The following is a 26,869-nucleotide window of genomic DNA, read 5'->3' as shown; positions in this document are numbered from 1 at the left end:
GCCACCATGCGTCTCGCCCCGCCACCGCCGGACACCAGCTTCTATCCGAAGCAGCATCACGCCGATCTGCTGCACGCGGTCGCGACGGCGTTGTCCGCACTGGCCACGCACGATGCGCAGGTCGCGCGCGCGCTGGACCTGGGCGATGAAACCATCGACCTGCCACCGGGCGCGCCCAATGCATTGGATCGCGCGTCGTTGCAGGCGGCAGCGCCGCTGTACTTCGCCAGCCAGCTGGAGAACGCGGGACTGCTACCGACGGCGGAGCTCGTCGCCGGCCTCTTCGTCAGCGGCACGATCACGCAACCGCTGGGGCCTACCGCGCAGTTGTTGCATGCCTTCTGGCGCGCTCGCCGCGACCGGCTCGAAGCAGGCGAACGCCAGGCGATCTTCATGCGCGTGATTGAGGCGCCGCATTTCGATGTGCTGATGTCCGGTTTGTGCGGGGCGCTGGTCGCGCAGGCCGACGGCAGTGATCTGCGCGAAGGCGTGACCTTGGCCGCGCGTGCCCAGGCGATGGGTGAATTCCTGGCCCAGCGCATGGACCCGATGGCGGCGATCGCCGCGCGCGACATCGTCGCCAACATCAATACCGCGCTCGGTTTCCTGCGCGACCGACTGTTGCAGGTGGCATTTGGCGTCAATTCGCTGTGGTCGCTGGTGGGCATCGCCCGGCGCAACGCCGATGGCGCACCGGCGGCGAGCAGCGGACAACTACAGCAGTACGTGGACCGCGGTCGCAGCGGCCAGGCCGTGTTGTTGTGGTTGGCGGAGCATTACAGCGAGCAGGTGCCGAAGCTGGATACCGGCAACGCAAGCGACATCGCCGTGCTCGAGGCCGCGCAACGCTGGCTCTCCTCGGCTCCGCTTCCCGCGCGGACGCCCGTATCGACCACGCCACCTACGGCCATCCCGGCCCTGCCGATTGCGGCATGAGGCGACGCGCATGAATGCAGTCGCGCAGCCGCCCTCCGCCAACGTCCCACCGCCGTGGATCCGCACCGCAGTGCGTGATGTGCTGGAGCGCGCGCCGAACTACCAGACGCTATCGGAACCGCAGCGGATGTCGCTCGCGCAATCGATGGTCAAGGTGTCGACCCTCGCCGCCGAGCTCATCGCCGAGGAAGGGCAGGCGCAGGGCGAGATCGAGCGTCGAGGCGATGCAACGCCGGCCGCGCCATTGGCGCGCGCGCAGGAGCAACCCGGTTTTGGCGAATCCGCGAGCCGCGTGGCCGGCATCACCCAGAACGTGCTCAATGCGGTGTCGTTCCCGCGCTTCGTCACCGACCTGGTCAACGGCGTGTTCCGCGCCATGCTCGATTCCAGCGCGCAGCAGATGCAGCAGTACGTGCAGCTGCTCAATGCGGTGTCGTCGTCGGCCGAAGGCTTCGAGCGCACCCAGTTCGGCCTGGCGCAGGTACGGCAATGGGTGGCCGATCATTTTCCCGAATCGATCGAATACGACGCCCCCGATCCGGATGACGGTCCACCCGATCCCGAGGAAGTCGCGAACATCCGCCTGCGCCTGAAGGGCGGCGCTTCGATGCCCGGTCCGGAGGAGATCCGCGCCACGCTGGGCATGGAGCCGGGAGAGTCGCTGGATGCCAGCAACCCCGAGCAGCTGGTGCCGATCGCGCGTCGCTACCTCGCACGCCAGCGCCAGCAGATGCTGGCGACGATGGTGATGTTGGGCATGCAACGCATCGTCATCGACAGCGGCAAGATCAATGCAGCGATGCGTTTCCACATCGACACGCGCAGCGCCGCCAGCGAGGACCGCGGCAGCCAGTTCAGCATGCAGAACCGCGTGCGCGCCGCGGGCAGTTTCGGCGCCGGACCCTGGGGCGTCAGCGCGGAGGTCGAGAACACCATCGGCTATGTGTCCACGCAGCGCTCGCAGAACACCGAGGAGATCAACACCGACCTGGAACTGAATTCCTCGGTTGAACTCAACTTCCGCAGCGACTACCTGCCACTGAACCAGATGGCCGCGCAGGCGCAGGCCGATCGCATCCGCAATACATCGATCAATCCTACTGCGACCCCCGATCCGGCAGCGGAACGCACCGCGCGCCTGCAGGCGCAACTGGGGTCCGAGCGTGAGCGCCGCACCGGCGTCAACACGACGGTCGATGCCGGTCGTGCGCCGGCGCTGTCGACCACGCCGTTGCCGACGCCGCGACCAAGCACCGCCACGCCGACTCCGCCTGCAACGACGACGCCACCGGCGACGACGACACCACCGGCGACGACGACACCAGCCGCGACCACGACACCACCGGCGACCACGACACCACCCGCAACCACGACACCACCCGCAACCACGACACCACCCGCGACCACGACACCAGCCGCGACCACGACACCACCCGCAACCACGACGCCACCCGCGACCACGACGCCACCCGCGACCACGACGCCACCCGCGACCACGACGCCACCGGCAACAACAACGCCGCCGGCAACTACGCCGCGTCGATAGGCAGGACGGGTCGATCCACTTGCAAGATCACAGGGAGGTTCGCATGACACCCGAAGCACTGGTCCAGCGTGCGGAAGCATTCGCTTCGTGGGACTGCACCCCCAGCGAGGCGACTTCGATCGTGCGCGGCATTGAAACGCCCCAGCTCGCGGACTTCCTGAGCGAAGCCCATAACCGATTGGACGCACACGCCAAGCAGTGGGCGCTTGGGCAACCCGATGTACCGAACTGGATCGGTGCGGCGCATCCTCGCGCTCCCTACGAGTTGCGGGAGAAGACCCAGATCCTGGAAATGGAGTGGCGCGCGCGGCATGACTGATGTTGCACGAGCAACGCCCTTCTAGAGCCAGACTTGCCTGGCTAGCCCTCGCGCCCTTGTTTCGTTGGAGCAGAACCTATGCGGCCTGCTTTCCCAGACGACACGTGAGTGCAGCGGAGCAAGCCCCGCTGCACATGGTCACGCCGTTTAGTGCCGTTACTTCGCCTTCGGCGCCCGCACCGGCAACGGCACATTGCACAGGTCGATGTGCCCGGCGGGACGCTTGTACCACTCGTCCCTGCGATTGCGGCGCGCTTCCACCAGCTCGGTGAATGCGGCGGTATCGGTGCGCAACAGTTCCAGCGGCGTGCGTTCGGATTCCGGAACCTCCGAAGCCAGGCGGATCGCCTTGATCGGCGTGCGCTGTTCGGATTTCTCGTAGAAGCCCAGCGCGCCGGTGCCGCGCGGCAGTGTCGACAACAGTTCAATGCCCTGCACGACGCGGCCCACGACGGTGATGTTGCGATCGAGCTGGCGCGGCGACTGGCCCGTCACCACATACAGTTCGGTGCCGTTGCTGGAGTCGGCGGCGACATCGCGGCCGGCGCCGATCATGCCGTAGCAATGCGCCAGCCACAGCTGCTTTTCCTTGGGTGCGCGCGCGGCGGGGAAGCCTGCGGCGAAACCCACTTGCGGTGCCCAACCATCCTTGTCCGGCAAGGTGTCCAGGCGCAGGCCATCACTGGAACGGGAGAACTCAGCGGGTAGTTTCGCCAGTGCGGTGCCCAGCGACTTGCGCTTCTTCTCGTCTTCCTCCGCATCGCCCCATTGCACGACGAAGTTGTCCTGCGAGCGATTGATGCTCAGGCCGTTCCAATAGCCTTCCTTCGCCAGCGTGCGGATATTGCCGACGTGGGCAGGCGCGAAGTCCGGCGCGAGTTCGATCACCACGCGACCGCCAGCCAGTTCCAGGTAGAGCGTGTTGGCCGGGTCGAGTGAGCGCCAATCGGCCTGCTTCGTCGCATCCAGGATTTCCTGCATCGACTTGGGTTTGATCGTGGCCTGGCTTGCAGCTTCGACCTTGGGAGCCTGCTTCTGCACTGCCGCTGGCTTTTGCACGGGCTTCTTCGCGGCATGGTGTTTGGCGGCATTCGAAGCGAATGCGAGTCCCAGCAAGGCGGGCAACAGGACAATACGGTCAAGACGCATGGTGGCTCCTTAGTCGCGGCGGTAATCGCCGTGCATGAATTGCGTGAATTCGCTTTGGCCGGGGAAGCGGTTCTCGATGGTGAAGCGGTAGCCGTCGCCGGAAAACTCATAGCGATAACGGGCTTCGCCGCGATCGGTTTTCTTCTCGAACAGCAGCGTGTCGCCTTCCCAGCGGCCACGCGCGGGATCGGGCGGGAAGCCCATCGAGTCGAACCACCACCACAGCACGTCGCCGGTGCCCGGTTCGATCAGGAAGATGCCGTGGCCACGGAAACAGATCTGGCCGTCCTTCTCCTCCTCGTATTCCTGGACCAGTCCCATCCCGTCGAGGGCCACGCGGCACACGGTGCGACCGATCGCGGTGCCACCGGGGCCCCATGGCGAAGCGGAGAGCTGTTCGTCGCCGAACCAGCGGCCTTCGAAGCGGGAAAACAGGCGCTGGTGTTCCGCGCCGGGCTTGGGCATTTCCATGGTGCCGCTCCGTCAAGAGTGGAGGCCGAGGATACGTGCATCGGTGGGTGCTGCGGAACGCGGCCATCGTGCTGGTAGTCGGGTGGTGGGTCCCTCCCGCATCGTGCAAGGCCGGCGTCAGAGTGGGGGCTGCAAAGCTAGCTCGGGCGATGAAGCTCGCGGCTCGGTCCGCCGAGCGGAAAGCTCGGACGATGACGCCCGCACTCGGTAGCCGACCCCGGAGCCCGGCCGTCCAGCCCAGCCAGGCATGACTGACGGCAGGGAATGACTAATGGCAGAGCCGCTATAGCGAAGTGAGTAGTAGTGTTCGCTTCAAGCTAGTTGTTCCTCCCATCCCCACGGGAAGCCCCGATGACCGACCTCGAAACCCACCTGCGCAAGTTCCAGAAGGAGCTCAGCGCCGGCACCGTCTCCCTGGCCCTGCTGGCTGTTCTGGGCGGCGCCATCGAGCCCATGTACGGCTACCAGATCGCCAAGCGGCTGGAGCGCGAGGGCGAGGGCGTACTCAGCGGCAAGCAGAGCGCCCTGTATCCGGTGCTGCGCAACCTGGAAGGGGCCGGGCTGCTGGAGAGCTTCGTCGAGCCCTCCGTCTCCGGTCCGCCCCGCCGCTACTACCGCATTACCGACCCGGGGCGCGACGCCCTTCGCGACTGGTCCGCGGCCTGGCGTGCCACCCGTGATTCCGTCGACGCCGTACTCGAACCGAAGCACTGACCAAAAGGGGAAATGACATGAACTGGAACCTCAATGAACTGCGCCGTTCGCGTCGCGACCGCCTGATCGGCGGCGTCTGCGGTGGACTGGGCCGGTGCACGCCGTGGGCGTCGTGGGTCTGGCGCGCGCTGTTCCTGGCCGCGCTGTGTTTCAACGGCACCGGTGCGATCGTCTACCTGATCCTGTGGGTAGTCGTGCAGGAAGGCGAAACTGGTCCGCAGGTGCTGTAAATCGCCGACTGCAACATCCATACGTCCGCGGCGCTGCCGCGGGATCAAACCCAAGCGTGGATTCCCAAATGAACGCCTCCGTCCTGCCCACCACCATCCCCGAATACCTGGAACAGCTGCGCCGCTCCCTGGCCGGTGCCGACCTGGCCCTGGTCCAGGACGCGCTGTACGACGCGGAGGAATACCTGCGCTCGGAAATGTCCGAGAACCCGAACAAGTCCGAAGCCGAGGTAATCGCCTCGGTTGCCGGCAGCTACGGCGCCCCCGACGAAGTCGCAGAGATTTACCGCGACACCGAAGTGAAGGTGCAGAGCGCCCTGCGTACGCCGGCGACGCGTCCCGCCTCGCCCAATCGCCCCTGGTACAGCCGCTTCTTCGGCGTGATCGCGGAGCCGCGCACGTACGCAGCGCTGTTCTACATGCTGCTGTCGCTGGCGACGGGCATCTTCTACTTCACCTGGGTCGTCACCGGCGTGTCGATGTCGTCGGGCCTGGCAGTGCTGATCATCGGCATTCCGTTCGTGATCCTGTACTTCGGTTCCGTGCGCGTGCTGTCGCTGGTCGAAGGCCGGATCGTCGAGGTGATGCTGGGCGAACGCATGCCGCGCCGCCCGCTCTATTCCACGCGTGGCAAGCCGCTGCTGGAACGGATCAAGGAACTGTTCACCGATCCGCGTACCTGGGCGACGCAACTGTATTTCCTGCTGATGCTGCCGCTGGGCATCGTCTACTTCACCGCGACGGTGACCGGGCTGGCGCTGGCGCTGGGCCTGATCGCGGCACCGGTGGCGGCACTGTTCGGTGGTGCCAACGCAGGTGGCTGGATCGACGATGTGCAGGTGTTCGGACTGCAGGGCGTCGACGCGCTGTGGACGCTGCCGCTGTGCTTCGTGGTCGGCGTGGTGATCCTGTTCGCGACCCTGCACCTGGCGCGTTTCGTCGGCCACCTGCACGGCCAGCTGGCCAAGCACATGCTGGTGAAAAGCGCGCAGCACGACTGAGTCGAGTCGCGAGCCTGCAATGAAAAGGCCCGGTGGAGCGATCCACCGGGCCTTCTGTCATTCCAGCCGAGCCAATTCTTTACAGGTCGGTTTTTGCGGTCACCGGCCGTGCGTACTTCGCGATGAAGTCGCGCACCTGCGGATACACCTGCGTGCGCCAGCGACGGCCGCTGAAGATGCCGTAATGGCCCGCACCTTCGATGGTGAGGTGCTGCTTGTCCTTCTTCGCCATGCCGGTGCACAGCGCGTGCGCCGCGCGCGTCTGGCCCTGCCCGGAAATGTCGTCGAGCTCGCCCTCGATCGTCATGATCGCGGTGTCCTTGATGGCGGACGGATCGACGCGTTCGCCGCGCACGACCCACTCGCCCTTGGGCAGCAGGTGGCGCTGGAAGACGACGTCCACGGTTTCCAGGTAGTACTCGGCCGGCATGTCGAGCACGGCGTTGTACTCGTCGTAGAAGCGGCGGTGTGATTCCGCGTCCTCCATGTCGCCCTTCACCAGGTCCTGGTAGAAATCCCAGTGCGACTGGAAGTGGCGCTCGGGATTCATCGCCATGAAGCCGCCATGCTGCAGGAAGCCGGGATACACGCGGCGGTCGTGGCCGGGATAGTTCGGCGGCACGGCGTGGACGAGGTTGGACTCGAACCACCACAGCGGCTTCTGGGTGGCGAGATCGTTCACCTTGGTCGGGTTTTCGCGCGTGTCGATCGGGCCGCCGAACATCATCAGCGATCGCGGCGTGGCTTCGCCGCGCGCCGCCATCAGCGACACCGCTGCAAGCGTCGGCACGGTCGGCTGGCAGACGCTGATCACGTGCAGGTTGTCGGCACCGATCGTGCGGATGAACTCTTCGATGTAGGCGACGTAGTCGTCCAGGTGGAACGCACCGTCGGTGAGCGGCACCATGCGCGCGTCGATCCAGTCGGTGATGTAGACCTTGTGGTCGCGCAGCAGGGTCTTGACCGTATCGCGCAGCAGCGTGGCGTGGTGGCCGGAGAGCGGTGCGATGACCAGTACGGAGGGATCGTCCTGGAATTCCTGGATCTGGCCGGGACAGTCGGCGAAGCGCTTGAAGCGCAGCAGGCGGCAGAACGGCTTCTTCAGGACCTCGCGTTCGACGACCGGATAGCTGTTGCCATCCTTCTCGATCGAATGGATGCCGAACTCGGGCTTCTCGTAATCCTTGCCGATCCGGTACAGCAGCTCGTAGCCGGCGGACAGGCGCGAGGCCCCGGGCAGGGTCGACATCCAGCTGCCCTGCGCACCGAACATCTTGGCGTTGGCATCGGCCCAGTAATTGAACGGCTGCAGCCAGGCGCGACCGAGTTCATGGAAGTGGTAGAGCAGCATTTCGCGAAGGCCCCTGAACCCGCGTAAAGCGCGTTGATGCGCCGCAGCATAGCGGAAGCAGGCCGGAGGATTGTGAAACGGGTCGCGGATCGGGGCAGAGCGCGTGGCCGGCGGGGCTGGGTGCCCCGCCGGCGGGGTCAAGCTACTTCGCCAGCACCGTGCTGTTGGGCGTGCCGTCGATTGTGTTGTCGATAACCTTGTTGTCGCCGAACGAAATGAGCTGCCCACCGCTCCCGGCGTGCATGCCGTATTCGTTGTTGGTCACCACGTTGTCGGAAATGCGAACGATCGCCATTGGTCCGCTGGCCCAGAGCCCGCCCGCGGCGCCTGCGCCTGCCGCGTTATTGGCGATCAGGCACTCCTGCACCGTGATCTCGGCCAGGTCGGTAGTGCTGAGGGCGTACACGCCCATGCCGGAGTTCCCCGAGACCACCGAATGGCGGATGGAAGCGATGCCGCGGTTCTTCACCTGCAAACCGACGGTGTTGTTCTCCAGTCGGGTGTTGTCGATGGACACCACGGCCGCACCCGAAGCGCCAGGGGCGACCTGGACGCCGCCGCCGCTGGCACCGTTGTTGCCGCTGATCTTCACGTCGCTGAGGAACAGTTGGCTGCCGGCGGCGGGCTGGAAGTCGATTCCGAATCCGGTGAACCCGTAGATCTGCGAGTTCTCCACGTGCAGCGCCTTGCCGGCCAGGAAGCGCACGCCAGCGAGGCCGTTGCCGAAGCCGTTGATGCTCAGGTTGCGCAGCCGGACGACGTCGCCCGCGCCGGCGTTGACCACCACGCCGTTGACCAGGGACGCCAGGATGCCACCCATGTTGCTGCCATCGATGGTGATGGACTTGGTGATCGTGACCGTGCCGAAGCCACCCGGGTCGAGTACGTCGATCTCGCCATTGGCGGCCGTCTTGGAAATGGCGCCAGCAAACGTCTTGCAGGGGGCGGTGCGGCTGCAGGGGTTGGCGTCGTCGCCTACGCCGGAGACCCATGTGCGCGAGGCTTGGGCGAACGCCGCATTGGACAGGGCCATCAGGCCGATGCAGGCCAGTACGCGAAGCACGCGGGGCCCGCGCGCGATGATTTGTCGCTTGAAGTACATGGTGTGTGTCCCCTCTGGATTGGAGCCGGCGTCGTCATCCGTGGCGTCGGCCCTCTCTCCAACGAGAGTCAGGACGAGGAGCGGACATGGCCGCGTCGGTCCGCAAACGATAGCGGGTGGCTTGCCCCGCGGCCAGCTCAGGTCCTGGTCCGGCGTCCGGGCGGCAGCTCAAGGGCGACGGCCCCCGCGCACAATCGCGACGACAACCATAGATGTGAGCCCAATTGCGAGAACCCGGATTTCTCGAAGCGCTGCCGGTAGAACGCCGCTGGCCGGTTGCGGAAATCGTGCTCGTCGCCCTCGGCTTCGTCCTCGCGGGCGAAGGTTTCCAGGAACGCAACGCCGCCACACAGTTCGGCCAGGCCCGGCAGGCCGCGGTCGATTTCGCGCGCCTCCAGGTAATGCAGCACGTCGCTGCACACCAGCAGGTCCACCGGCGGGCAGGGACGCAGCAGGGCGAAATCGCCGAAGCGCGCGAGGTGGAGGTTGCGGCGCGCGCCGAAGCGCGCGATCGCGTATTGGCTGCTGTCGAATCCCATGTAACGGGCCTTGGGTCGCAGCTTGAGCAACGGCGCGCGCCATGCACCTTCGCCGCAACCGATGTCGAGCACCGTGCGGATCGGGCGCTCGAGGTGGTATTCGGCGGTGGCGACGGCAATCGCGACCTTGCGACCGAGGCGGGCGGCGTCGCCGATGCCGCGCTGGCGGTACCAGGTGTCGAAGTAGCGTTGGTCGTAGCGTTTGGTCATCGGAAATCTTTCCGGCAAGGCGAGTGGTTGTCGTGTTGCGGGTGGCGAACGGAAATCCTGGCGGCTGCACTTTTCATCACGGCGGACCATGACGTGATGACGACCACAGCGCGGCGCGGGTCCACGACCCAACCAACGACTGGATTGCCGGCGCCACCTGCGACAGGTGGTGGAACACCCGGGCACAGCGTGACCGCAACGAACACGGTCTCGGCGTGACAGGCGGGGGCGGGGCGTTCATCCTATCGCGACCAGTCACTTCATCAGGCGCGAGGCATGCAGGCTTACTACTGGATCAAGACCGCCCATGTCGTTTTCGTGATGGCCTGGATGGGCGGGGTGTTCTACCTGCCGCGCATCCTGGTGAACATCGCCGAAGCCGGCGACGATGCCGCCGTGCGGGCGCGCCTGGTGTTGATGGGGCGGCGCCTGTACGGCTTCGGCCACACGATGTTCGGGCTGGCGTTGCTTGCGGGGCTGACACTGTGGCAGGGCTATCGGTTGTTCGGCGACGCGTTGCCGCAGATGTTCGCGGTCGGTGGTTGGCTGCACGCCAAGCTCGCGCTGGTGGCGGCGATGCTGGCGTACTTCATCGTCAGCGGGCGCTGGCTCAAGGGTGTGGATGCCGGGCGTGCGCTGCCATCGTCGCGCACGCTGCGCTGGTTCAACGAATTGCCGGTACTGCTGCTGGTGGGGATCGTGTACCTGGTGCTGGCAAAGCCGTTCTGATTCGCCCGTGCCGGGCAGGGCTCGGCACTAGGGTCAACTTCGTCACTCGCGCGGGTGGGAGTCCTGGAACACCGCTTGAGGGGCCTTCGTCGCAGCGGAAGCTTGCCGGGCAGAGCTCGGCACTGCAGGTGTCGGCGACGATCAGCGGGACTGGAATGCCTCGGGCTTTGGCAGGACCACCGGTACCCCGTTGTTATCGCAGTCGCCCGCTTCGCACAGTTTTGCCCGCAGGGCCGGCATCGCCTGCAGCATGAAATGGAAGATCGTGTTCTGTTCCACGCTGCCGCGCACCGCGTCGCTGCCGGGGCCGCGGGCCCAGATGCCGACGTCGTCGCCTCCGTGGGTCTCGTAACTGAGCGGTGAGATCGACTCCTGCATGTAGTCGGGATCCTGCGTGTCGACGTGGGTGAGGTCGGGGCGGCCGTTCTTCGCCGCTTCGGCGCCGTTGAGCTCGTGGCGGAATTTCTTGGGCCCCTCGGGCTGTTGCGCGCTGGCGCCGACGTAACCCGGGCCATTGCTGTAATTGAGCGTCGTGTACGGCAGGCCCAGCGCATCCAGCGCGTATTCGCTGTTGCCGCTGCTTTCGCCGCTCATGCCCTTCACTTTTCCGAGCATCGGGTTGCCGCGCACGGGGTAACCGACAAAGGTCAGCGTGTGCGAGTGGTCGGCGGTGACCAGGATCAGCGTGTCGTCCGCGGACGTGATTTCATCGGCTGCCTTGACCGCTTCGCTCATCGCGATCGCGTCGGTCAGTGCGCGATAGGCGTTGCCGTCGTGGTGGGCATGGTCGATGCGGCCGCCTTCGACCAGCAGCACGTAGCCATTGGGATTGCTGCGCAGGCGTGCGATCGCGGCGCGGGTCATCTGCGCAAGCGAGGGTTCACCGGCGATGTCGCGCGGACGATCGTGCTCATAGGCCATGTGGTCGTAGTTGAACAGCGCCAGCAGCGGCTTGTCGGCGGGTGCCTGCGCCAGCTGTTTCTCGTTCCATACGTAGGCGCCACCGGGATGGCGCTGTTTCCATTCCTCGATGATGTCGCGGCCGTCGAGGCGCTGGCCGACCTTGTCGTCTTCCTCGGGATCGCGCTGCGCGACGGTCATGAAGTTGCCACGGCCGCCACCCATCAGCACATCCGGGCCCGTGCCGTACTTCGACTCGACCATCTGCCGTGCGATGTCGATGCAACCGGTCTGCTTGTCCTGCGCGGAAATCTCGGTGTCGTTTTCCCAGCCGCGATCGGGCACGTGCGCGAACGTGGCGCCCGGCGTGGCGTGGGTGACGCGCGTGGTGGTCACCACGCCGGTGGCGAGTCCGCTGCTTGCAGCCAGTTCCCACAGGGTCAGCACCGGCGCGGCCAGTGCGCCGGCGCAATCGCCCTTCTTCGCCGACTGGCCGATGCTGAGCACGCCGATGCGCGTCTTCACGCCAGTGGCCATTGCGCTCATCGTGCCGGCCGAGTCGGGCGTCTGCGAATTGGTGTTGTAGGTCTTGCTCAGCGCGGTGGCGGGGAAGGTTTCCCAGGACAGCCGGTTCTCTTCGCCGCTGGAACCCTTGCGCTGGCCATCCAGGATGCGCGCCGCCGCGACGGTCGTCAGGCTCATGCCGTCGCCGACGAACAGGATCACGTTCTTCGCACGCGCGGACATCGCACCGCGCTGGGCTGCCTGCGCTGCGCCGTCACGGAACCACCAGGCGGCGGTTTCGCCGTCGGGATGCCGGATCGCCGGGACGTCGACCGCCAGCGCGACGCTGCCCGCGGGCGTGGCGGTACGCACGGTCGAAGGCGAGGCGCAGGCGCCGGCCAGCGTGGTGACCAGTGCCAGGCTGGCGAGGCGGATCCTGTCCTTGCGGAGGCGTGCGGAGCGGGTCGGGATCATGGGCGAATGATCGGCATGCGGTGAAGCCGCCAATTATGCCCAACCATTGTTGTCCGTATGGAATGCGGTCATGCATCCGAGGACTCGTCACCGTGGCGCCGGCTCCGCTAAGGTGCGTTCCTGGCTGGTTTGTGGATGCTGCCGTGATGAAGCTGATGACAATGTGGTTCCGGATCCCGTTCTGGCAGCGCGTGGTGGCGGGCTTCGTGCTCGGCGCGCTGGCCGGCTGGATCTTCGGCAAGGATGCGGAGCGCTGGTTCGGGCCGCTGGGTGACGTCTACGTCAACCTGATCAAGATGATCGCGATCCCGCTGGTGCTGTTCGCGGTGATCAATGCGGTGGGCGCGTTGCACGGGCAGAAGTCGATCGCCGCGCTCGCGGGCCGCACGTTCGTCTGGTTCGCGATCACCGCCGTGCTCGCGGTTGCCGTGGGCCTGGGCGTGGGCTGGTTGATGAAGCCGGGCGTCGGCGTCGACATCGTCACGCTGCAGGTCGCGTCCGACTACAAGGCGAAGGACGTGCCGGGCGTGCTGGACGTGCTGTTCAACATCGTGCCAGCCAATCCCTTCCTGGCGATGGCCGGTGGCGATGCGGCGAAGACCGCTGATGGCATGAAGGTGCTGGTGCCGCGCAACGGCACGATGCTGCAGGTGATCTTCTTCGCCGCGCTGGTCGGATTCGCTTTCGTGAAGCTGGGCGAGAAGACCGCCAGCCTGCGCAAGCTGGCCGGCGAGGCCAGCGAGACAATGATCCAGGTCACGCGCTTCGTGCTGGAGTTCACGCCGCTGGGCACCTTCGGCCTGATCGCGGCGCTGGTGGGCGGCTACGGCTTCGAGCAGCTCAAGCCGCTGGGGCAGTTTGTCATCGCGCTGTACGTGGCATGCGCGCTGCACATCGTGGTGGTGTATGGCGGCATGCTGCTGGCGCATGGATTGAACCCGTTGAAGTTCTTCCGCGGCGCGGCGCCGGCGATGCAGGTGGGCTTCGTCGCGTCGAGCAGCTTTGCGGCGATGCCGGTTTCGCTGCGCAGCGTGACCCACAACCATGGCGTGGATCGCGACTACGCCGCCTTCGCCGTGCCGCTGGGCGCGAGCATCAAGATGGATGGCTGTGGCGCGATCTATCCGGCGCTGGCGGCGGTGTTCATCGCGCAGTATTCCGGCATCGAGTTGAGCTGGTCGCAGTACCTGGTCATCGCGCTGGCTTCGGTGCTGGGCAGTTTCGGCACCGCGGGCGTGCCCGGTACCGCCGTGATCATGGCGACCGTCGTGCTCAGTGCCGCCCACTTGCCGCTGGAAGCGATCGGCTACCTGTACGCGGTCGATCGCATCCTCGACATGATGCGCACGATGACCAACGTCACCGGGCAGATGCTGGTGCCGGTGCTGGTGGCGCGGCAGACCGGATTGCTGGATCGCGACATCTATGAAGCCGCATCGACGAACGTCGGCCTGCCGGAAGGCGATGTGGCCGAGGCGCACGCGGCTTCGGCGGAAGGTGATGCGCGATGAGGCCGATCGTCGTGATGACACTGGCATGCGCACTCGCCGCGTGCGCCAGTCATCCCGCGATCCGCGACGAACCCGCCACCAATGCCCGCGGGCAGGTGGGTATCGAGGACCTGAGTGCGACGGTGGCATCCACCGCGAGGCTCGAACTGGCGGAAGACGAACATTTCCTCGGCGCCTTGCCCGAAGCCGGCAATGCGCCGCCCGCCTATCCCGCGGACCTGCTGTCGCGTCGATTGCCGCCGCAATCGGTGTGCCTGCGCGTGAGCGTCGACGAGAACGGTGCCGTGCCGGCTTCGATCTCCATCCAGTTGCCGCCCGATTGCGTGACCAGTGACGGGGTCGATGCCCGGTTCCTCGATGCCGCGCGATCCGCGGTGGCAGCATGGCAATTCGATCCCGCCATGCGCTGCATCTTTGACCATGGCCGCAAGCCCGACACCGTCACCTGCGACGGCGCGCGGCAGGTAACGCAGGCGGTGAGTCTCACGTACCGATTCGTCTTCGAGCAGCGCGATGGTCGCGGCACGGTGAAGGTGGCGCAGTAGTCCTGGTCGATGCCAGGTTGTTGAACACGCAGGCTTGTTTGCCGCCTCGGGGCCGCTAGGCGCGCGAATAGCGCCACGACACCATGCGGCCATCGCGGTACGGCATCACGCCGTGGAACGCGCGCGGATCGCCGTCGAACACCAGCGGCAGGAATTCGCGGTCGCCTTCCCACATAGGCAGTTCGAAGATGCGGTCCAACGGCACCCATTCCAGCGGGCCTTCGGCGTTGCCTTCGAACGGGGTGCCGGTGAATCCGGTGATCAGGAAGACGAAGCCGAGCCAGTCCTCGCCATGCTTGCCGAAACCGGGCCAGCTGATGGTGCCGCGCAGGGTCAGGGCGGTGCAGTCGATGCCGGCTTCCTCGTGGATCTCCCGGCGCATGCCGGCCAGGACGTCTTCGTCAGGCTCCACCTTGCCGCCCAGTCCGTTGTACTTGCCCAGTTGGTGGTCGTCCGGCCGCGCGTTGCGGTGGACCAGCAGGACCTGGCGACGATCGGGCGAGAGCACGTAGCCCAGCGTGGCGACGATTGGCGTGTACGGCATCGGATTTCTGGCAAGCGGCGGCGCGACAGTGTCGTGCATTTGCGCTTTGCCGACGAGTGTCGAACAGGGCGTGGGGCGAGCCAGGTCATGCCGACGGCACGGACAGGGCATGGAATTCCGGTCGCACGAATAAATAGGGGCCGGAAGTCCGGCCGCGTGCACAAAAAGGGGCCGGAAGTCCGGCCCCAGGGGAAACGCGCGTGCCCGGATGCGGTCGCCGCCTCGCAACCGCATCCAGTACTCGCTCACCAGGTCAACAGTGCCAGGCGAATTTCGTCGCGGAACAGTTCGTTGGCTGCATTGGACTGCGCGTTGGTGTACTGGGTATCGATCGGGCATTCGATGGTCGCGGTGGTGAAGTCCTCCCAGCACGACACCTTCATGTCGGAGATCAGGCTGCCGTACGAATACACCCGTGAGCCCAGGACGCCACCCGTCTTGGTCGGCAAGGAGATCAGGCCGGTGCCGGAGCGCACGATCACCTTCTGGCCACAGCTGCCATCGCCAGCGGGCAAGCAGGTGCCGTAGCTGCCGCCCTTGCCCCAGCGCTTAACCGCCGCTTCGAACTGCGGGACGATCGCCGACTTGCCCAGCTTGCTGGCTTCGTCCTTGATGATCGCGTCCAGCGTCGAGCCAGTGGAAACGCCCGTCGACGGATTGGCCGATTCGAGGAATTCGGTGCGCGCGCTGTTGGTGTTGCTCAGCAGCGTTGAGTTCCACACGCCCTCGTAGATGCGGGCCAGGTCGGCGGCGGAGGTGTCGTTGCGGCGATTGGTCGGATCGTACTTGCCTGTGGAGAGATTCCAGTACGCACAGCCGATGTTGTGTCGCAGCGTCGTGCTGGTGAGCCCCACCGCCGACGCGGTGGCGTTGAACGGCGCGAAGCCACCGTAGCGGATGACCGTGCCGCGGGTTGTACGGTTGTCCGAGATCGCCATCATCTGGTCAAGGCCGGTCTCGAAGTTGTAGTTGAGGCGCGCGTTGGCCGGGGTTTCCTTCGCCGGGTCCGGGCAGGCGTTCTTGCGCTGATCGGCCGTCCCGCTGATGTAGTCGTAGTAAGTGAACGCGGACGCCAGCGTGTCGGTCCCCGCCGCAACGCGACGCATCGCGTGCAACAGATGCAACGACTTGAGCGAACTGGCGACTTCGGCGCGGCGCGACGAATTCAGGCTGACCTTGACGGTGCCGCCGACCTGCTTGAGGTAGGCCTCGAAGATGCCCTTGCTGGGATTGCCGCTGGCATCGAGGAAGGTCGGTGCGTACACGGACCGCATGCGGCGCGTGCTGGCATTGGCATTGTCGATGAAGGCAGCATCGAAGCGGCGGATGCCGCCGGACACGTAGCTCTTCACTTCGACCGGACGTGCTGCGACCTGGTTGGCGTAGTTCACCAGCGCCGCGCCCGAGGTGAAGCCGTACTGGTACCACCAGGCCGATGCATCGGTGCCGGTGTTCCTCGTCAGCACGATGTTGTAGGTGCCGTCGGCATTGCGGTCGAGCTTTACCACGCGGCCGGAGAAAGCGCTGATCCGCGAGGAAACGCTGGCGGTGGACTGGTTGAACCAGAACTGCCATGCCTTTGCGTCGGTGCCGGTGTTGGCGACGCTGACCATCGAGTAGCGCTTGACGCCGCCGGAGTAGTAGCTGTCGAGGTCGACGATGCGCTGGCCGGAGCTGGTGATGTAGGACGAAATCTGCGCCTCGGTGACACCGCTCAGGTAGCCCCAGGCGCGTGCGGCCGTGCCGGTATTGGGCACCATCACCACCGCGTAGCGGATGGCGCCACCACCAGCGTCATAGGGCTCCATGTCGATCAGGCGCGCGCTGTTGGCGGTGAGGTAGCTGCCAACCTGCGCGAACGTCAGTCCGTAATACCACCACCAGCCCGAAGTCCCGTAGCTGCCGCTGTTCTTGACCATGCGCACGGTGAAGCGGGGTGCACCGCTGACGAGGCCGTCCACCTCGATCTGCGTCGGGCGTGCGCCATTGGCGCTGAGATAGCTGCTCACCTGCGTGGCCGTGATGCCGTTGTAGAGCCACCACCCGGTCGGGACGTTGGTGTTGTGATCGGTGGTCAGCGCGTTTGCGTCGAGCGCCGCGTTCGCAGGTTGTGGGCCAGTCACGGCGGCCAGCGCAAGCGCGCAGGAGGCCAGCGTGAGCGGCAGCGAACGGGTGCGGAGTTTGTTGCGAAGAAGCATTGTTGAGTCCTCGGGGGATGCGGCCTCATGCCGCGGTATGCGCCGGAGGAAGGGAAGCCATCGATCATCGAAGGTCCGGCACGTCCAAGGAAACGCATGCGAAATGCGATTCCGGACAGGACACGCTGGAAGAACATGTTGGCGTCATTCTTGCGTTGAAGAGTGCGTTGCATGGTTTCGATGCGAAAAACGCCTTGAATTCAAGATGCTTATGTTTCGAGATGACTGAATGAAATTATCTTGATTGCGAGTCCTGGTGAAGCGTGTTGTGTAAGGATTCAAGTTGCGCAAGTTGCGTGCCAGAAACGATTGCGGCCCGCATCAGCGGGCCGCTCAAGTGTTGCCAACGTAAGATTCGAAATAAACGGACACGCGATTCGTTGCGCGTGATCCATGCGTCACGTCATGCGATACGCTTCCTTCGCGCCCGCGGCCATGCAGCGAACAACGCAGCAGGCACGGGCAACAGCAGGCCAATCGCGGACATCCACAACGGATGCTCGGGCATCGCGATGACCATCGCGCAGACGCCGGCTACGACGCAGAGCGCAACGATCACCGCGGCCGCCCGCGGCCAGGTGCGCGAGATCAGTGCCGCCACGCCACCGCCCAGGAATGCGCCAGCGATCCACGCCAGTACTACGAAGGCTTTCGCCGCCACCGGCTGCGCCGCCATGATCGCGGAAAGCTGGGCCGGGTCGGTCGGATCCAGGCCCGGCGGCGGCGGATAGAGCAGGTGGCCCACGTACTCCACGCCGGTGATCACGACGACCAGGGTGACGATGCCGGCGAGTACACCGAGCAGGGCGAGGAGGATTGCCTTGGCCATTTCTTTTTTCCGCAACGAAGGATCGGCGGAGGATCGCCCAGCGCTTGGCGCGCCGCAAGCGCATGCAGGCCGGATTGCGCGATGATGCCGTGAGCCTTCCCCGGAACCTGCCCATGAGCGGCCAGCAACGCGAACTCACCCTGCGCTTCCTCGCCCAGCCCAGCGACGTCAACTACGGCGGCAAGGTTCACGGCGGCATGGTGATGAAATGGATCGACCAGGCGGGCTATGCCGCGGCAGTGGGCTGGAGCGGTCGCTACAGCGTCACCGTGGCCGTGGGCGGAATCCGCTTCGTGGCGCCGATCCGCATCAGCGACCTGGTCACGGTGTCGACCAAGCTGGTCCACACAGGCACCAGCAGCATGCATTTCGCGGTCGAGGTGCGCGCCGCCGATCCGATGGACACCCAGCCGCCGCGACTGTGCACGCACTGCGTGATCGTCTTCGTCGCCCTGGATGGCGTTGAAGGCAAGCCGGTCGCGGTGCCGCCGCTGGAAATGGCCAGTGACGACGACAAGCGCCTGGCCGAGTACGCGATGAAGGTGATGGAGCTGAGCAAGGGCATCGAGCAGACGGTGGAGCGGTATCGCGCGGTCGATCGCTGATCTGCGCGATCGATGCCGCTTCGGTACCGTTGTTGCCCTGGACTGTATTGATCGATACGGAAAAACAAAAAGGCCGCCCTCTGGCGGCCTTTTCAGTCGGCGAATGCTGGAACTCAGGTTCCGTCCGGACTGACCCGGCGGGCCTGCACGAAGCGACCGCTCCAGTAGCCCTTGTCCAGCTGCGACACCATCACGTTCTTGCCGCGGCTCGGCGCGTGGACGAAGCGGCCGTCGCCGACGTAGATGCCCACGTGGTTCACACGGCCCTTGAGGCCGAAGAACACCAGGTCGCCCGCGGCCAGCTTGGCGCGGTCGGTGATCAGTTCGCCGCTCTTGGCCATGTCGCGCGACACGCGCGGCAGCTCGATGCCCAGGGCGTTGCGGAAGACATAGCCCACCAGGCCGCTGCAATCCAGGCCCTTGTTCGGGTCGGTGCCACCCCAGCGGTATGGCGTACCGAGCAGGGCGAGCGCCTTCTGCAGGACGCCTTGGACCTTGCCGTTGCCTTCGGCCGTGAGCGGTTCGCCCATGGCTTCCTCGGGGAGGTCCAGCGACAGCGGGCTCAGGCTGATCGGAGACAGCAGGTTCTTGACGCCCACCGCCAGCGACAGGGCGCGGCTGGCGAGCGACGGGGATTCGGGCAGCGCAACGCGGGAGACCGGGGCGAGCCTGGGTTTGGCGACGGCGGGCGTAGCGGGTGTTGCAACGGCAACGGTTGCGGCGGGCGCAGCGGCGACTGCGAACGGGGCCGAGTCGTCGTCGATCGGGGTCGCGAGCGCACTCAACGGCCCGGCGCACAGCGCCAGGGCGAGAGAGAGACGGAAGGCAGCCCGGACGGGCTTGAGGGTGGTGGCAGCAGGGCGGCCGTGCTTTCGGGTCGTCACGCAGTCATCACGATTCGGAGGCTGGGAGGGATAATGCCGGCCGAAGCGGTGGGTGTTGTTCAAATATTGTTATAAATTAGTTAATTGCACCGGCCCAAGTCCCAAATCTGGCCGCCCGTCAGTTCAGAACGCGTTTCGCGCCGCTGTAATGGTCCCGCCAGTAGGGGCCGTCCAGGTAGTCCAGCCGTACCGTCCCGCCGGTGCTCGGGGCATGGACGAAGCGTCCCTCGCCGACGTAGATGCCGACGTGGCTGACACTGCCTTTGCTGCCGAAGAACACCAGGTCCGCGGCTGCCAGGCGCTCCGGCTTGATCTTCGGGCCCTGCCAGGCGGCCAGGTCGCGGGAAGTGCGGGGCAGCTTCACGTCGAGCATGTCGCGATAGACGTAGTTGACCAGCCCGCTGCAGTCGAACCCGCTTTCCGGCGTGTTGCCGCCGTACCGGTAGGGCGTTCCGACCAGGCTGATCGCCCGCATCAGCACGGCGTTGGCGCGGTCCGGATCGTCCGGGGCGACCACGGGCCAGTTCCGATGGGGGGCAGGGTGGTTCGATCGGACCGCCTGCTTGCCGCCACCGCCGCACGCCGACAGCGCGCCCAGCAGGCACACACTTATTAATACGGCGATGGCGTTGCCCGCGCGTGCTGGCGCGGGGCGGGGGATGCCGGGATAATGCGCGGCTTCCTGGGCGAGGCTCGGGACAGGCTTCGTCACGGCCCCAGCATGGCCGTTCCCGCCGCCGCCGGCAAGCCGCCGGTGGCCACACTGCCGCCCCGCGGCCCGCACGAGTTCGAATCCGCAATGAAGATCGAGAAAGACCGCGTCGTCAGCTTCCACTACACCGTCAGCGAGCAGGGCCAGCAGCCGCTGGAAAGTTCGCAGGGCCGCGATCCGCTGGTGATCATGATCGGCCACGGCAACATCATCCCGGGCCTGGAAAAGGCGATGGAAGGCCGCGAGAAGGGCGATGCGTTCGAAGTCGACGTCGCCGCCGCCGACGCCTACGGCGAGAAGCGCGAAGGCCTGACCCAGCGCATCCCGAAGAAGCATTTCGAAGGCCAGCGCCTGGAGCCGGGCATGCAGGTGATCCTGCAGACCAACTTCGGCCCGCGCGCCGTGACGATCCAGAAGGTCGGCATGAGCGTGGTGGACGTGGACCTCAACCACCCGATGGCCGGCAAGAACCTGCACTTCGCGATCGAGATCGCCGACGTGCGCGAAGCCTCCGCCGAGGAAGTCGAGCACGGCCACGTGCACGGCGAGGGTGGCCACCAGCACTGATCGCTGCGTTCGCCGCAACGGTTCGAATGACGGCCCGCGCAAGCGGGCCGTTGTCGTTTCAGGGGCCAGTGGCCGGGCACGACCGGGAGGCGATGCAGGAGCGTCCGCTTGGTCGGCTGGGCCGGGGGCCCGGGAGGAGGATGGCGTGCAACGTGCGACCACCCGCCCGTTGGCGACGGACCAAAAAGAAACGGCCCGCAGTGCGGGCCGTTTCCGGATTGCAGTGACGCGATGGATCAGTTGACGCTGACAGCGCTCCACGCAGCGGCGACGGCGTTGTACTGCGCCGAGCCGTTGCCGAACAGGTCGGAAGCGGCGTTCAGCGTGGCAACGCGGGCACCGGCGTAGTTGGTGCTGGAGGTCATGTAGACCGTCAGCGCGCGGTACCAGATCTTCGAAGCGGCGTCGCGGCCGATCGCATTGAGCGCCGTGTTGCCGTTGCAGACCAGCTGGCTCGGGGTGTAGCTGAAATTAGCCGGGACCACCGCGCCTTCTGCCAGCAGGTAGAAGAAGTGGTTCGCCACGCCCGAGCTGTAATGCACGTCCTTCGAACCGATGGTGCTGATGTAGCAGTCCGGGGAAGCGCCGTCGATGCTGGGCTTGAACATGAAGCGCAGCGCCTTGGTGCCGTTCGGGTTGGACTTGTAGATCTTCTCGCCGATCAGGTAGTCGCCCGGATCGTTGGCGTTGTTGGCGTAGTACTCGACCATCGTGCCCATGATGTCCGAGGTGGCTTCGTTCAGGCCGCCGGACTCACCGGAGTAGGTCAGGTTGGCCGAACGGCTGGTGACGCCGTGCGACATCTCGTGGCCGGCCACGTCGAGGTTGACCAGCGGCCCGTAGGTCACGCCGTCGCCATCGCCGAAGGTCATGCAGAAGCAGGCATCCGACCAGAACGCGTTGACGTAGTTGCGGCTGTAGTGGACCTTGCTAAGCGCGCCCTTGCCATCGTTGGCGATGCCGTTGCGGCCATGGACGTTCTTGTAATAGTCCCAGGTCATCGCCACGCCGTAGTGTGCGTCGGAGGCGGCCGAGGCGGAATCGGTGTTGGTGTTGTTGCCCCAGATGTTGTCCGTGTCGCTGTAGATGGTGCCGCTGCCCGCAGTGCCGTTGGCCATGTTGGTGGTGTAGCCACCGCCACGCGTCTGGTCCTTCATCTGGAAGCTGGTGCCGCAATTGGTGGTGCTGATCGCGACGTTGCCTGAGTAGATGCTCTTGCCGGTGCCCGCGGCCGAGGTCGTGCTGGTGCAGGTGCCACCGCCGCCGCCGGGCTTGCCGGTTTCAACGGTGTCCCACTTGTCGATCACGCGGCCGCTCTTGGCGTCGACGATGTAGTGCATGTCGGTCGGGGTCTGGTCGGCCTTGAAGCCGGAGTACACGACTTCATGCGCGAGCACCGGGCTGGCGCCGCGTGCGTACACCACCAGGCGCGAGGTCGGCACGCCGTTGAAGCCGGTGCCGAACTTGGCGCCGGATTCGACGATGGCCTGGTCGGCGCTGATCTTCGGGTTGGTGTCCGGACGGCCGGTGGTCTTCAGGGTCAGGGTGGCCGACTTGAACTGGCCGCCCTTGGAATGCACGACCACGTCGCCGCCGAGAACCGGCAGGCCACGGTAGGTGCGGTCCATGCGCACGTGCTGGTCGCCGTTGGCGTCAATGATGGTGTCGCGGGCGACGAAGGCGTCGGCGTCGGCACGCTTCACGGCGGGACCGTGGGCGTCGACCAGGCCCAAAGCGCGCTGGGCAGCGGCAGAATTGATGTTGGCGGCAAAGGCGGGAGCAGAAGCGGAGAGCGCTGCGAGGACGGCGGCGCTGAGCAGGCGGGACTGCAGGTGCATGTCTGGAAACCCCTGGAAGTTCGAAATGGATTCCGGCGGAGGCGCCGGGCAAATACATTCCGATGCGACCCAGGCCCAGTGGGCAGCGCGGAATGACCTTGTGGCCAGTCCGGCGGCGTCCTGTCGTCGCGGATGGGGCGTTGGGGCAATCGACACTAACGTGCGGAATTTTGGCGTGTCATGCTGCAAGCGCAGCAATCATCGAAAAATGTGACGAGATGCCGGTTTGCAATCGTATCCATTGACCCTGCGTGTCACATTCCACCTGTAATGGGCCAGGTTGGCCCCAAAGATTTTTGCGATGCACAACACAAAAAATGAGGTACTGGTCGTCGGAGCGGGCGTGATCGGGCTCGCTGTGGCACTGGCTGTTCAGGAAACCGGTCGCCAGGTGTGCGTCATCGACGCCGGAAGCGTCGGTGGCGGCGCCTCCCATGGCAATTGCGGGACCATCACTCCCAGCCACGCTCCGCCGCTGGCCGCGCCGGGCATGGTAGGCGTGGCCCTGCGCTGGATGCTGACTCCCGACGCCCCGCTGTACATCAAGCCGCGCTTCGATCCGGCGCTATGGCGCTGGTTGCTGGGCTTCGCCGCGCGCTGCAATCCACGCGACTGGCACGCCAGCGCGACGGCGAAGGCGGCACTGCTCAACGATTCGCGCGCGCGCCTGGCGCACTGGGTGCGCGACTACGGCCTGCAGTGCGAGTTTGCCGAAGCTGGCGTGGATTACGTCTATCGCGACGCCGCCGCCTTCGCCCACGGGCAGGAGGAAAGCGCGGTGCTGGAGGAATTCGGCGTGCCGGTGCGGGCCGTGGACGGCGTGCGTTACGAGGCGCTGGAGCCCGCGTTGAAATCAGGCGTCGCTGGCGCGCTGTGCTTCGACGGCGACGCCGTACTGCGTCCCGACCATTACGTTGCCGAACTCGCGCGCCTGGTCCGCGAGCGCGGCGGCGAGATCATCGAGCACTGCGCGTTGCAGGCGATCGATGTCTCGCGCGACGGCGTCGACGCGCGCACGACGACAGGCGTGCTGAAGGCCGACGAGGTCGTCTTCGCGCTGGGCGCGTGGTCGCCGCAACTGGCCGACGCGATCGGCTTCCCGGCGTTGCGTCGTGCGATGCAGCCCGGCAAGGGGTATTCGATCACCTACACCGCGCCATCGCTGGTGCCGCGACGCCCCATCGTCCTGCGCGAACGTTCGGTGTGCGTCACCGCGTGGGGTAGCGGTTTCCGCCTGGGCAGCACGATGGAATTCTCCGGCTACGACGACACGCTCAACGCGCGCCGCCTCGCCGCGCTCGAACGCGGTGCTGCCGAGTACCTGCGCCGGCCCAGCGGACCGGAACTTCGCGAGAAGTGGTTCGGCTGGCGGCCGATGTGCATAGACGACGTTCCGCTGATCGGCCGCGTGCCGGGCCGCGAGCGCCTGTGGCTGGCGACCGGTCACGGCATGATGGGCGTGAGCATGAGCTGCGCGACCGGGCAGCTCCTTGCCGATCTCATGGTCGGACGCACGCCGTCGGTGGACCCGTCGCGGTACGCGCCGGACCGCTTCGCCTGAATTTACGAACCGACACCTACACTGCACGCATGAGCGACACCTTCATCCTCCATCACGGCACCGCCCCGCTGCTGATCAGCGTCCCGCACGACGGCAGCCAGATTCCCGCGCCGTTGGCGCAGCGCATGACCGATGTGGCACGTGGCGCGCCCGATACCGACTGGCATGTCTCGCGGCTGTACGCGTTTGCGCGCGAACTGGGCGCATCGATGATCGTCCCGCGTTTCTCGCGGTATGTCGTCGACCTCAACCGTCCGCCCGACGACACCTCGCTGTATCCCGGACAGAACACCACCGGCCTGTGCCCAGCCGTGCGCTTCACCGGCGATCCGGTGTACCTGGAAGGACAGGCGCCGACACCCGAGGAAATCGCCGGTCGCGTCGAAACCTACTGGCGTCCGTACCACGACGCCCTGCGCGCGGAACTGACGCGCCTGAAGCAGCTGCACGGCCGTGTGCTGCTGTGGGAAGGGCATTCGATCCGCGGCAGCGACTTGCCATTCCTGTTTCCCGGGCGGCTGCCGGACTTCAACCTGGGGACGTCGAGCGGTGCGAGTTGTTCGCCGCACGTGCAGACGCGCATTGAAGCGTCGCTGTCGGGACAATCGCGCTACGACTTCGTCGTCAACGGTCGCTTCAAGGGCGGCTACATCACCCGCCATTACGGCGATCCGGCCAATGGCATCGATGCCGTGCAGCTGGAGATCAGCCAGCGCATCTACATGGATGAGGAAACCTTCGCGTACGACGAAGCCAAGGCATCGTCGGCGCAGGCAGTGATCCGCCCGTTGCTGGAGGCGGCGCTGGCCGGTTGAACCTTCTTCTGGACGCCGCGGTCAAGGTCGCAGCGCGTAGTGCCACCAGGGCGACGCTGGTCCGCCTTCACGCTGTAGTGGTGTAGGGCGGGTCTCGACCCGCCTGTCGATAACTGCTGAGTGAATGCGGCGGGCCTGGGCCCGCCCTACGCAATTTCGTGATGCGGAAGTCAGGCTTCCAGCGTCGCCAGGTCGCCCTTGGTTTCCAGCCACGCCTTGCGGTCGCCGGAACGCTTCTTCGCCAGCAGCATGTCCATCAGGGCATGCGTCTCGACGTCGTCGTCTGACGTCAGTTGCACCAGGCGACGCGTGTCGGGATGGACGGCCGATTCCCGCAGCTGCGAGGGATTCATTTCACCCAGGCCCTTGAAGCGCATGACGTTGACCGGGCCGGAAAAGCCCTTCGTGCGTGCTTCCTTCTCGCGCTCGATCCTCTCCAGCAGGATGCGCTTTTCTTCTTCGTCCAGCGCGTAGAACACCTGCTTGCCCACGTCGACGCGGAACAACGGCGGCATCGCCACGAATACATGTCCGGCCGAGACCAGCGACGGGAAATGCTTGACGAACAACGCGCTGAGCAGCGTCGCGATGTGCAGGCCGTCGGAGTCCGCGTCGGCGAGGATGATCACCTTGCCGTAGCGAAGGCCGGAGATGTCGGCCTTGCCGGGATCGCAACCGATCGCGACGGCGAGGTCGTGCACTTCCTGCGACGCAAGCACGCTGCCCGACGCGACTTCCCAGGTGTTGAGGATCTTGCCGCGTAGCGGAAGGATCGCCTGGAAGTCCTTGTCGCGCGCCTGTTTTGCGCTGCCGCCGGCCGAATCGCCTTCGACCAGGAATAGTTCGGTGCGTGAAAGATCCTGCGAGGTGCAGTCGGCGAGTTTGCCGGGCAGGGCGGGGCCCTGCGTGACCTTCTTGCGGACGATCTGCTTCTCGGTCTTCAGGCGCGCGGCGGCGCGCTCGATCGCCAGCTGCGCGATCCGCTCGCCCAGGTCCGTGTGCTGGTTGAGCCACAGCGAGAACGCGTCGTGTGCGGCGCTTTCGACGAAGCCCGCGGCCTGGCGCGACGACAGTCGTTCCTTGGTCTGGCCGCTGAACTGCGGGTCGGTCATCTTGATCGACAGCACGAAGGCGACGCGATCCCATACGTCTTCCGGCGCCAGCTTCACGCCGCGGGGCAGCAGGTTGCGGAAGTCGCAGAACTCGCGCAGCGCGTCGGTGAAGCCGGTGCGCAGGCCGTTCACGTGCGTGCCGTGCTGCGCGGTCGGGATCAGGTTGACGTAGCTTTCCTGCACCAGCTCGCCTTCCGGCAGCCACGCGACCGCCCAGTCGACGACCTCGGTGTCCTTCTTCAACGAGCCGACGAACAGGTCCGGCGGCAGTGCTTCCAGTCCGGACAGTTCGCCCTTGAGGTAGTCGCGCAGACCGTCTTCGTACATCCACTCGTGCTTCTCGCCGGTGGCTTCGTCGAACAGCTTTACGGTCAGGCCGGGGCACAGCACGGCCTTGGCGCGCAGCAGGTGCTTCAGCGCGCGCAGGTTGAACTTCGGGGTATCGAAGTACTTCGGATCGGGCCAGAACCGCAGGCGCGTGCCGGTGTTCTTCTTGCCAACGGTGCCGACGATCTCAAGCGGCGACGCGCGGTCGCCATCCTTGAAGCTCATCCGGTACTCGTTGCCTTCGCGCTTGATGAAGACGTCGACATGCTTCGATAGCGCATTCACCACGCTCACGCCGACGCCATGCAAGCCACCGGAGAACGTGTAGTTCTTGTTGCTGAACTTGCCGCCCGCATGCAGTCGCGTGAGGATCAGCTCGATGCCGGGAATCTTTTCTTCCGGGTGGATGTCCACCGGCATGCCGCGGCCATCGTCCGACACCTCGCAGCTGCCGTCGCCGTGGAGCGTGACCTCGATGCTGCGCGCATGGCCGGCCAGCGCCTCGTCGACGGCGTTGTCGATCACTTCCTGGGCGAGGTGGTTCGGTCGCGTCGTGTCCGTGTACATGCCGGGACGGCGCTTGACGGGGTCCAGGCCGGAAAGGACTTCGATATCGGCGGCGTTATAGCGGGAGCTCATGCGTTGT

26 protein-coding genes are annotated in these 26,869 nt (G+C 65.9%); 13 read left to right on the top strand and 13 right to left on the bottom strand.

Features of this window, described 5'->3' with window-relative positions:
* The first annotated feature begins 6 nt into the window (after nt 1-6).
* Genes ACYVD7_RS13170 through ACYVD7_RS13160 form a run of 3 tightly spaced genes read left to right on the top strand, consistent with a single transcriptional unit; the run spans nt 7 to nt 2,801 of the window.
* The gene (locus ACYVD7_RS13170) at nt 7-936 is read left to right on the top strand and encodes a hypothetical protein (protein WP_460764033.1); all 930 of its coding nucleotides are present in this window, start codon (nt 7-9) and stop codon (nt 934-936) included.
* Nucleotides 937-946: 10 nt separating this feature from the next.
* Nucleotides 947-2,482, top strand: a complete 1,536-nt coding sequence (locus ACYVD7_RS13165) for a hypothetical protein (protein WP_460764030.1) — start codon at nt 947-949, stop codon at nt 2,480-2,482.
* Nucleotides 2,483-2,525: 43 nt separating this feature from the next.
* Nucleotides 2,526-2,801: a hypothetical protein gene (locus ACYVD7_RS13160; RefSeq protein ID WP_460764027.1), complete on the top strand. Its 276-nt coding sequence runs from the start codon at nt 2,526-2,528 to the stop codon at nt 2,799-2,801.
* Between the two features lie 156 nt (nt 2,802-2,957).
* On the opposite strand, the gene ACYVD7_RS13155 is transcribed toward ACYVD7_RS13160, so the two are convergent.
* Nucleotides 2,958-3,782, bottom strand: coding sequence for a peptidylprolyl isomerase (locus ACYVD7_RS13155; protein ID WP_460764250.1), 825 nt, complete (start codon nt 3,780-3,782; stop codon nt 2,958-2,960).
* 177 nt (nt 3,783-3,959) lie between these two features.
* On the bottom strand, nt 3,960-4,421 hold the full coding sequence (locus ACYVD7_RS13150; RefSeq protein WP_460764024.1) for a DUF1579 family protein: 462 nt from the start codon (nt 4,419-4,421) through the stop codon (nt 3,960-3,962).
* A 351-nt stretch (nt 4,422-4,772) separates the two neighbouring features.
* Between ACYVD7_RS13150 and ACYVD7_RS13145 the strand changes: the two genes are divergently transcribed.
* The 3 genes from ACYVD7_RS13145 to ACYVD7_RS13135 all read left to right on the top strand — a co-directional run bounded on the left by ACYVD7_RS13145 (nt 4,773) and on the right by ACYVD7_RS13135 (nt 6,366).
* Complete coding sequence (locus ACYVD7_RS13145) at nt 4,773-5,135, top strand: PadR family transcriptional regulator (protein ID WP_460764021.1); 363 nt, start codon at nt 4,773-4,775, stop codon at nt 5,133-5,135.
* A gap of 17 nt (nt 5,136-5,152) precedes the next feature.
* The gene (locus ACYVD7_RS13140; protein WP_460764018.1) at nt 5,153-5,365 is read left to right on the top strand and encodes a PspC domain-containing protein; all 213 of its coding nucleotides are present in this window, start codon (nt 5,153-5,155) and stop codon (nt 5,363-5,365) included.
* 68 nt (nt 5,366-5,433) lie between these two features.
* Complete coding sequence (locus ACYVD7_RS13135) at nt 5,434-6,366, top strand: sensor domain-containing protein (RefSeq protein ID WP_460764015.1); 933 nt, start codon at nt 5,434-5,436, stop codon at nt 6,364-6,366.
* A gap of 79 nt (nt 6,367-6,445) precedes the next feature.
* Here ACYVD7_RS13135 and ACYVD7_RS13130 read toward each other — a convergent pair whose 3' ends face one another.
* The 3 genes from ACYVD7_RS13130 to ACYVD7_RS13120 form a co-directional block, all read right to left on the bottom strand.
* The gene (locus ACYVD7_RS13130; protein ID WP_460764248.1) at nt 6,446-7,714 is read right to left on the bottom strand and encodes a polyhydroxyalkanoate depolymerase; all 1,269 of its coding nucleotides are present in this window, start codon (nt 7,712-7,714) and stop codon (nt 6,446-6,448) included.
* Nucleotides 7,715-7,859: 145 nt separating this feature from the next.
* The gene (locus tag ACYVD7_RS13125; RefSeq protein WP_460764012.1) at nt 7,860-8,819 is read right to left on the bottom strand and encodes a right-handed parallel beta-helix repeat-containing protein; all 960 of its coding nucleotides are present in this window, start codon (nt 8,817-8,819) and stop codon (nt 7,860-7,862) included.
* Nucleotides 8,820-8,956: 137 nt separating this feature from the next.
* The gene (locus ACYVD7_RS13120; RefSeq protein WP_460764009.1) at nt 8,957-9,568 is read right to left on the bottom strand and encodes a class I SAM-dependent DNA methyltransferase; all 612 of its coding nucleotides are present in this window, start codon (nt 9,566-9,568) and stop codon (nt 8,957-8,959) included.
* A gap of 276 nt (nt 9,569-9,844) precedes the next feature.
* On the opposite strand from ACYVD7_RS13120, the gene ACYVD7_RS13115 reads away from it, so the two are divergent.
* On the top strand, nt 9,845-10,297 hold the full coding sequence (locus tag ACYVD7_RS13115) for a CopD family protein (protein WP_460764006.1): 453 nt from the start codon (nt 9,845-9,847) through the stop codon (nt 10,295-10,297).
* A 141-nt stretch (nt 10,298-10,438) separates the two neighbouring features.
* Here ACYVD7_RS13115 and ACYVD7_RS13110 read toward each other — a convergent pair whose 3' ends face one another.
* The gene (locus ACYVD7_RS13110) at nt 10,439-12,175 is read right to left on the bottom strand and encodes an alkaline phosphatase (protein ID WP_460764004.1); all 1,737 of its coding nucleotides are present in this window, start codon (nt 12,173-12,175) and stop codon (nt 10,439-10,441) included.
* Between the two features lie 146 nt (nt 12,176-12,321).
* Here ACYVD7_RS13110 and ACYVD7_RS13105 point away from each other — a divergent pair, with 146 nt between their 5' ends.
* Together ACYVD7_RS13105 and ACYVD7_RS13100 are read left to right on the top strand one after the other, a co-directional pair.
* Nucleotides 12,322-13,686, top strand: a complete 1,365-nt coding sequence (locus ACYVD7_RS13105) for a dicarboxylate/amino acid:cation symporter (RefSeq protein WP_460764001.1) — start codon at nt 12,322-12,324, stop codon at nt 13,684-13,686.
* Nucleotides 13,683-14,231, top strand: a complete 549-nt coding sequence (locus ACYVD7_RS13100; protein WP_460763999.1) for an energy transducer TonB — start codon at nt 13,683-13,685, stop codon at nt 14,229-14,231. Before ACYVD7_RS13105 ends, ACYVD7_RS13100 begins: the two co-directional genes overlap by 4 nt.
* A gap of 55 nt (nt 14,232-14,286) precedes the next feature.
* On the opposite strand, the gene ACYVD7_RS13095 is transcribed toward ACYVD7_RS13100, so the two are convergent.
* The 3 genes from ACYVD7_RS13095 to ACYVD7_RS13085 all read right to left on the bottom strand — a co-directional run bounded on the left by ACYVD7_RS13095 (nt 14,287) and on the right by ACYVD7_RS13085 (nt 17,802).
* Nucleotides 14,287-14,775 (bottom strand): NUDIX hydrolase, encoded by a 489-nt coding sequence (locus tag ACYVD7_RS13095; protein WP_460764246.1) that lies wholly within the window; start codon nt 14,773-14,775, stop codon nt 14,287-14,289.
* 245 nt (nt 14,776-15,020) lie between these two features.
* Entirely contained in the window at nt 15,021-16,973 is a 1,953-nt protein-coding gene (locus ACYVD7_RS13090) for a serine hydrolase (protein WP_460763997.1), read from the bottom strand.
* 403 nt (nt 16,974-17,376) lie between these two features.
* On the bottom strand, nt 17,377-17,802 hold the full coding sequence (locus ACYVD7_RS13085; RefSeq protein ID WP_460763994.1) for a hypothetical protein: 426 nt from the start codon (nt 17,800-17,802) through the stop codon (nt 17,377-17,379).
* A gap of 113 nt (nt 17,803-17,915) precedes the next feature.
* On the opposite strand from ACYVD7_RS13085, the gene ACYVD7_RS13080 reads away from it, so the two are divergent.
* Nucleotides 17,916-18,407, top strand: coding sequence for an acyl-CoA thioesterase (locus ACYVD7_RS13080; protein WP_460763992.1), 492 nt, complete (start codon nt 17,916-17,918; stop codon nt 18,405-18,407).
* Nucleotides 18,408-18,520: 113 nt separating this feature from the next.
* Here ACYVD7_RS13080 and ACYVD7_RS13075 read toward each other — a convergent pair whose 3' ends face one another.
* Nucleotides 18,521-19,291, bottom strand: a complete 771-nt coding sequence (locus tag ACYVD7_RS13075; protein ID WP_460763989.1) for a C40 family peptidase — start codon at nt 19,289-19,291, stop codon at nt 18,521-18,523.
* A 118-nt stretch (nt 19,292-19,409) separates the two neighbouring features.
* Nucleotides 19,410-19,889, bottom strand: a complete 480-nt coding sequence (locus tag ACYVD7_RS13070; protein WP_460764244.1) for a C40 family peptidase — start codon at nt 19,887-19,889, stop codon at nt 19,410-19,412.
* Nucleotides 19,890-20,090: 201 nt separating this feature from the next.
* Between ACYVD7_RS13070 and ACYVD7_RS13065 the strand changes: the two genes are divergently transcribed.
* Nucleotides 20,091-20,570 carry an FKBP-type peptidyl-prolyl cis-trans isomerase gene (locus ACYVD7_RS13065; protein ID WP_460764242.1) on the top strand — a complete coding sequence of 160 codons (480 nt, stop codon included), beginning with the start codon at nt 20,091-20,093 and terminating at the stop codon, nt 20,568-20,570.
* A gap of 236 nt (nt 20,571-20,806) precedes the next feature.
* Here ACYVD7_RS13065 and ACYVD7_RS13060 read toward each other — a convergent pair whose 3' ends face one another.
* Nucleotides 20,807-22,402, bottom strand: coding sequence for a M4 family metallopeptidase (locus tag ACYVD7_RS13060; protein ID WP_460764240.1), 1,596 nt, complete (start codon nt 22,400-22,402; stop codon nt 20,807-20,809).
* 307 nt (nt 22,403-22,709) lie between these two features.
* On the opposite strand from ACYVD7_RS13060, the gene ACYVD7_RS13055 reads away from it, so the two are divergent.
* Both ACYVD7_RS13055 and hutG read left to right on the top strand, forming a co-directional pair.
* Nucleotides 22,710-23,969, top strand: a complete 1,260-nt coding sequence (locus tag ACYVD7_RS13055) for an NAD(P)/FAD-dependent oxidoreductase (RefSeq protein ID WP_460763987.1) — start codon at nt 22,710-22,712, stop codon at nt 23,967-23,969.
* 29 nt (nt 23,970-23,998) lie between these two features.
* A complete protein-coding gene (hutG, locus tag ACYVD7_RS13050; RefSeq protein WP_460763984.1) occupies nt 23,999-24,784 on the top strand; it encodes an N-formylglutamate deformylase in 786 nt (261 codons plus the stop codon).
* Nucleotides 24,785-24,954: 170 nt separating this feature from the next.
* Here hutG and parE read toward each other — a convergent pair whose 3' ends face one another.
* Nucleotides 24,955-26,862: a DNA topoisomerase IV subunit B gene (gene parE, locus ACYVD7_RS13045; protein WP_460763980.1), complete on the bottom strand. Its 1,908-nt coding sequence runs from the start codon at nt 26,860-26,862 to the stop codon at nt 24,955-24,957.
* Nucleotides 26,863-26,869: the final 7 nt, after the last annotated feature.

The organism is Lysobacter fragariae (assembly GCF_054779775.1).
The sequence above is the reverse complement of the archived record's forward strand: the minus strand, read 5'-3'. Positions and strand labels throughout refer to the sequence as shown.

Excerpts from the sequence above, each read along its gene's own strand:
- ACYVD7_RS13160 (WP_460764027.1), top strand. The coding sequence starts at position 2,526 with ATGACACCCGAAGCACTGGTCCAGCGTGCGGAAGCATTCGCTTCGTGG.
- ACYVD7_RS13120 (WP_460764009.1), bottom strand. The coding sequence starts at position 9,568 with ATGACCAAACGCTACGACCAACGCTACTTCGACACCTGGTACCGCCAG.
- ACYVD7_RS13125 (WP_460764012.1), bottom strand. The coding sequence starts at position 8,819 with ATGTACTTCAAGCGACAAATCATCGCGCGCGGGCCCCGCGTGCTTCGC.
- ACYVD7_RS13090 (WP_460763997.1), bottom strand. The coding sequence starts at position 16,973 with ATGCTTCTTCGCAACAAACTCCGCACCCGTTCGCTGCCGCTCACGCTG.
- parE (WP_460763980.1), bottom strand. The coding sequence starts at position 26,862 with ATGAGCTCCCGCTATAACGCCGCCGATATCGAAGTCCTTTCCGGCCTG.
- hutG (WP_460763984.1), top strand. The coding sequence starts at position 23,999 with ATGAGCGACACCTTCATCCTCCATCACGGCACCGCCCCGCTGCTGATC.
- ACYVD7_RS13145 (WP_460764021.1), top strand. The coding sequence starts at position 4,773 with ATGACCGACCTCGAAACCCACCTGCGCAAGTTCCAGAAGGAGCTCAGC.
- ACYVD7_RS13055 (WP_460763987.1), top strand. The coding sequence starts at position 22,710 with ATGCACAACACAAAAAATGAGGTACTGGTCGTCGGAGCGGGCGTGATC.
- ACYVD7_RS13115 (WP_460764006.1), top strand. The coding sequence starts at position 9,845 with ATGCAGGCTTACTACTGGATCAAGACCGCCCATGTCGTTTTCGTGATG.
- ACYVD7_RS13150 (WP_460764024.1), bottom strand. The coding sequence starts at position 4,421 with ATGGAAATGCCCAAGCCCGGCGCGGAACACCAGCGCCTGTTTTCCCGC.
- ACYVD7_RS13155 (WP_460764250.1), bottom strand. The coding sequence starts at position 3,782 with ATGCAGGAAATCCTGGATGCGACGAAGCAGGCCGATTGGCGCTCACTC.
- ACYVD7_RS13110 (WP_460764004.1), bottom strand. The coding sequence starts at position 12,175 with ATGATCCCGACCCGCTCCGCACGCCTCCGCAAGGACAGGATCCGCCTC.
- ACYVD7_RS13095 (WP_460764246.1), bottom strand. The coding sequence starts at position 14,775 with ATGCCGTACACGCCAATCGTCGCCACGCTGGGCTACGTGCTCTCGCCC.
- ACYVD7_RS13135 (WP_460764015.1), top strand. The coding sequence starts at position 5,434 with ATGAACGCCTCCGTCCTGCCCACCACCATCCCCGAATACCTGGAACAG.
- ACYVD7_RS13105 (WP_460764001.1), top strand. The coding sequence starts at position 12,322 with ATGAAGCTGATGACAATGTGGTTCCGGATCCCGTTCTGGCAGCGCGTG.
- ACYVD7_RS13165 (WP_460764030.1), top strand. The coding sequence starts at position 947 with ATGAATGCAGTCGCGCAGCCGCCCTCCGCCAACGTCCCACCGCCGTGG.
- ACYVD7_RS13085 (WP_460763994.1), bottom strand. The coding sequence starts at position 17,802 with ATGGCCAAGGCAATCCTCCTCGCCCTGCTCGGTGTACTCGCCGGCATC.
- ACYVD7_RS13140 (WP_460764018.1), top strand. The coding sequence starts at position 5,153 with ATGAACTGGAACCTCAATGAACTGCGCCGTTCGCGTCGCGACCGCCTG.
- ACYVD7_RS13065 (WP_460764242.1), top strand. The coding sequence starts at position 20,091 with ATGAAGATCGAGAAAGACCGCGTCGTCAGCTTCCACTACACCGTCAGC.
- ACYVD7_RS13100 (WP_460763999.1), top strand. The coding sequence starts at position 13,683 with ATGAGGCCGATCGTCGTGATGACACTGGCATGCGCACTCGCCGCGTGC.
- ACYVD7_RS13170 (WP_460764033.1), top strand. The coding sequence starts at position 7 with ATGCGTCTCGCCCCGCCACCGCCGGACACCAGCTTCTATCCGAAGCAG.
- ACYVD7_RS13080 (WP_460763992.1), top strand. The coding sequence starts at position 17,916 with ATGAGCGGCCAGCAACGCGAACTCACCCTGCGCTTCCTCGCCCAGCCC.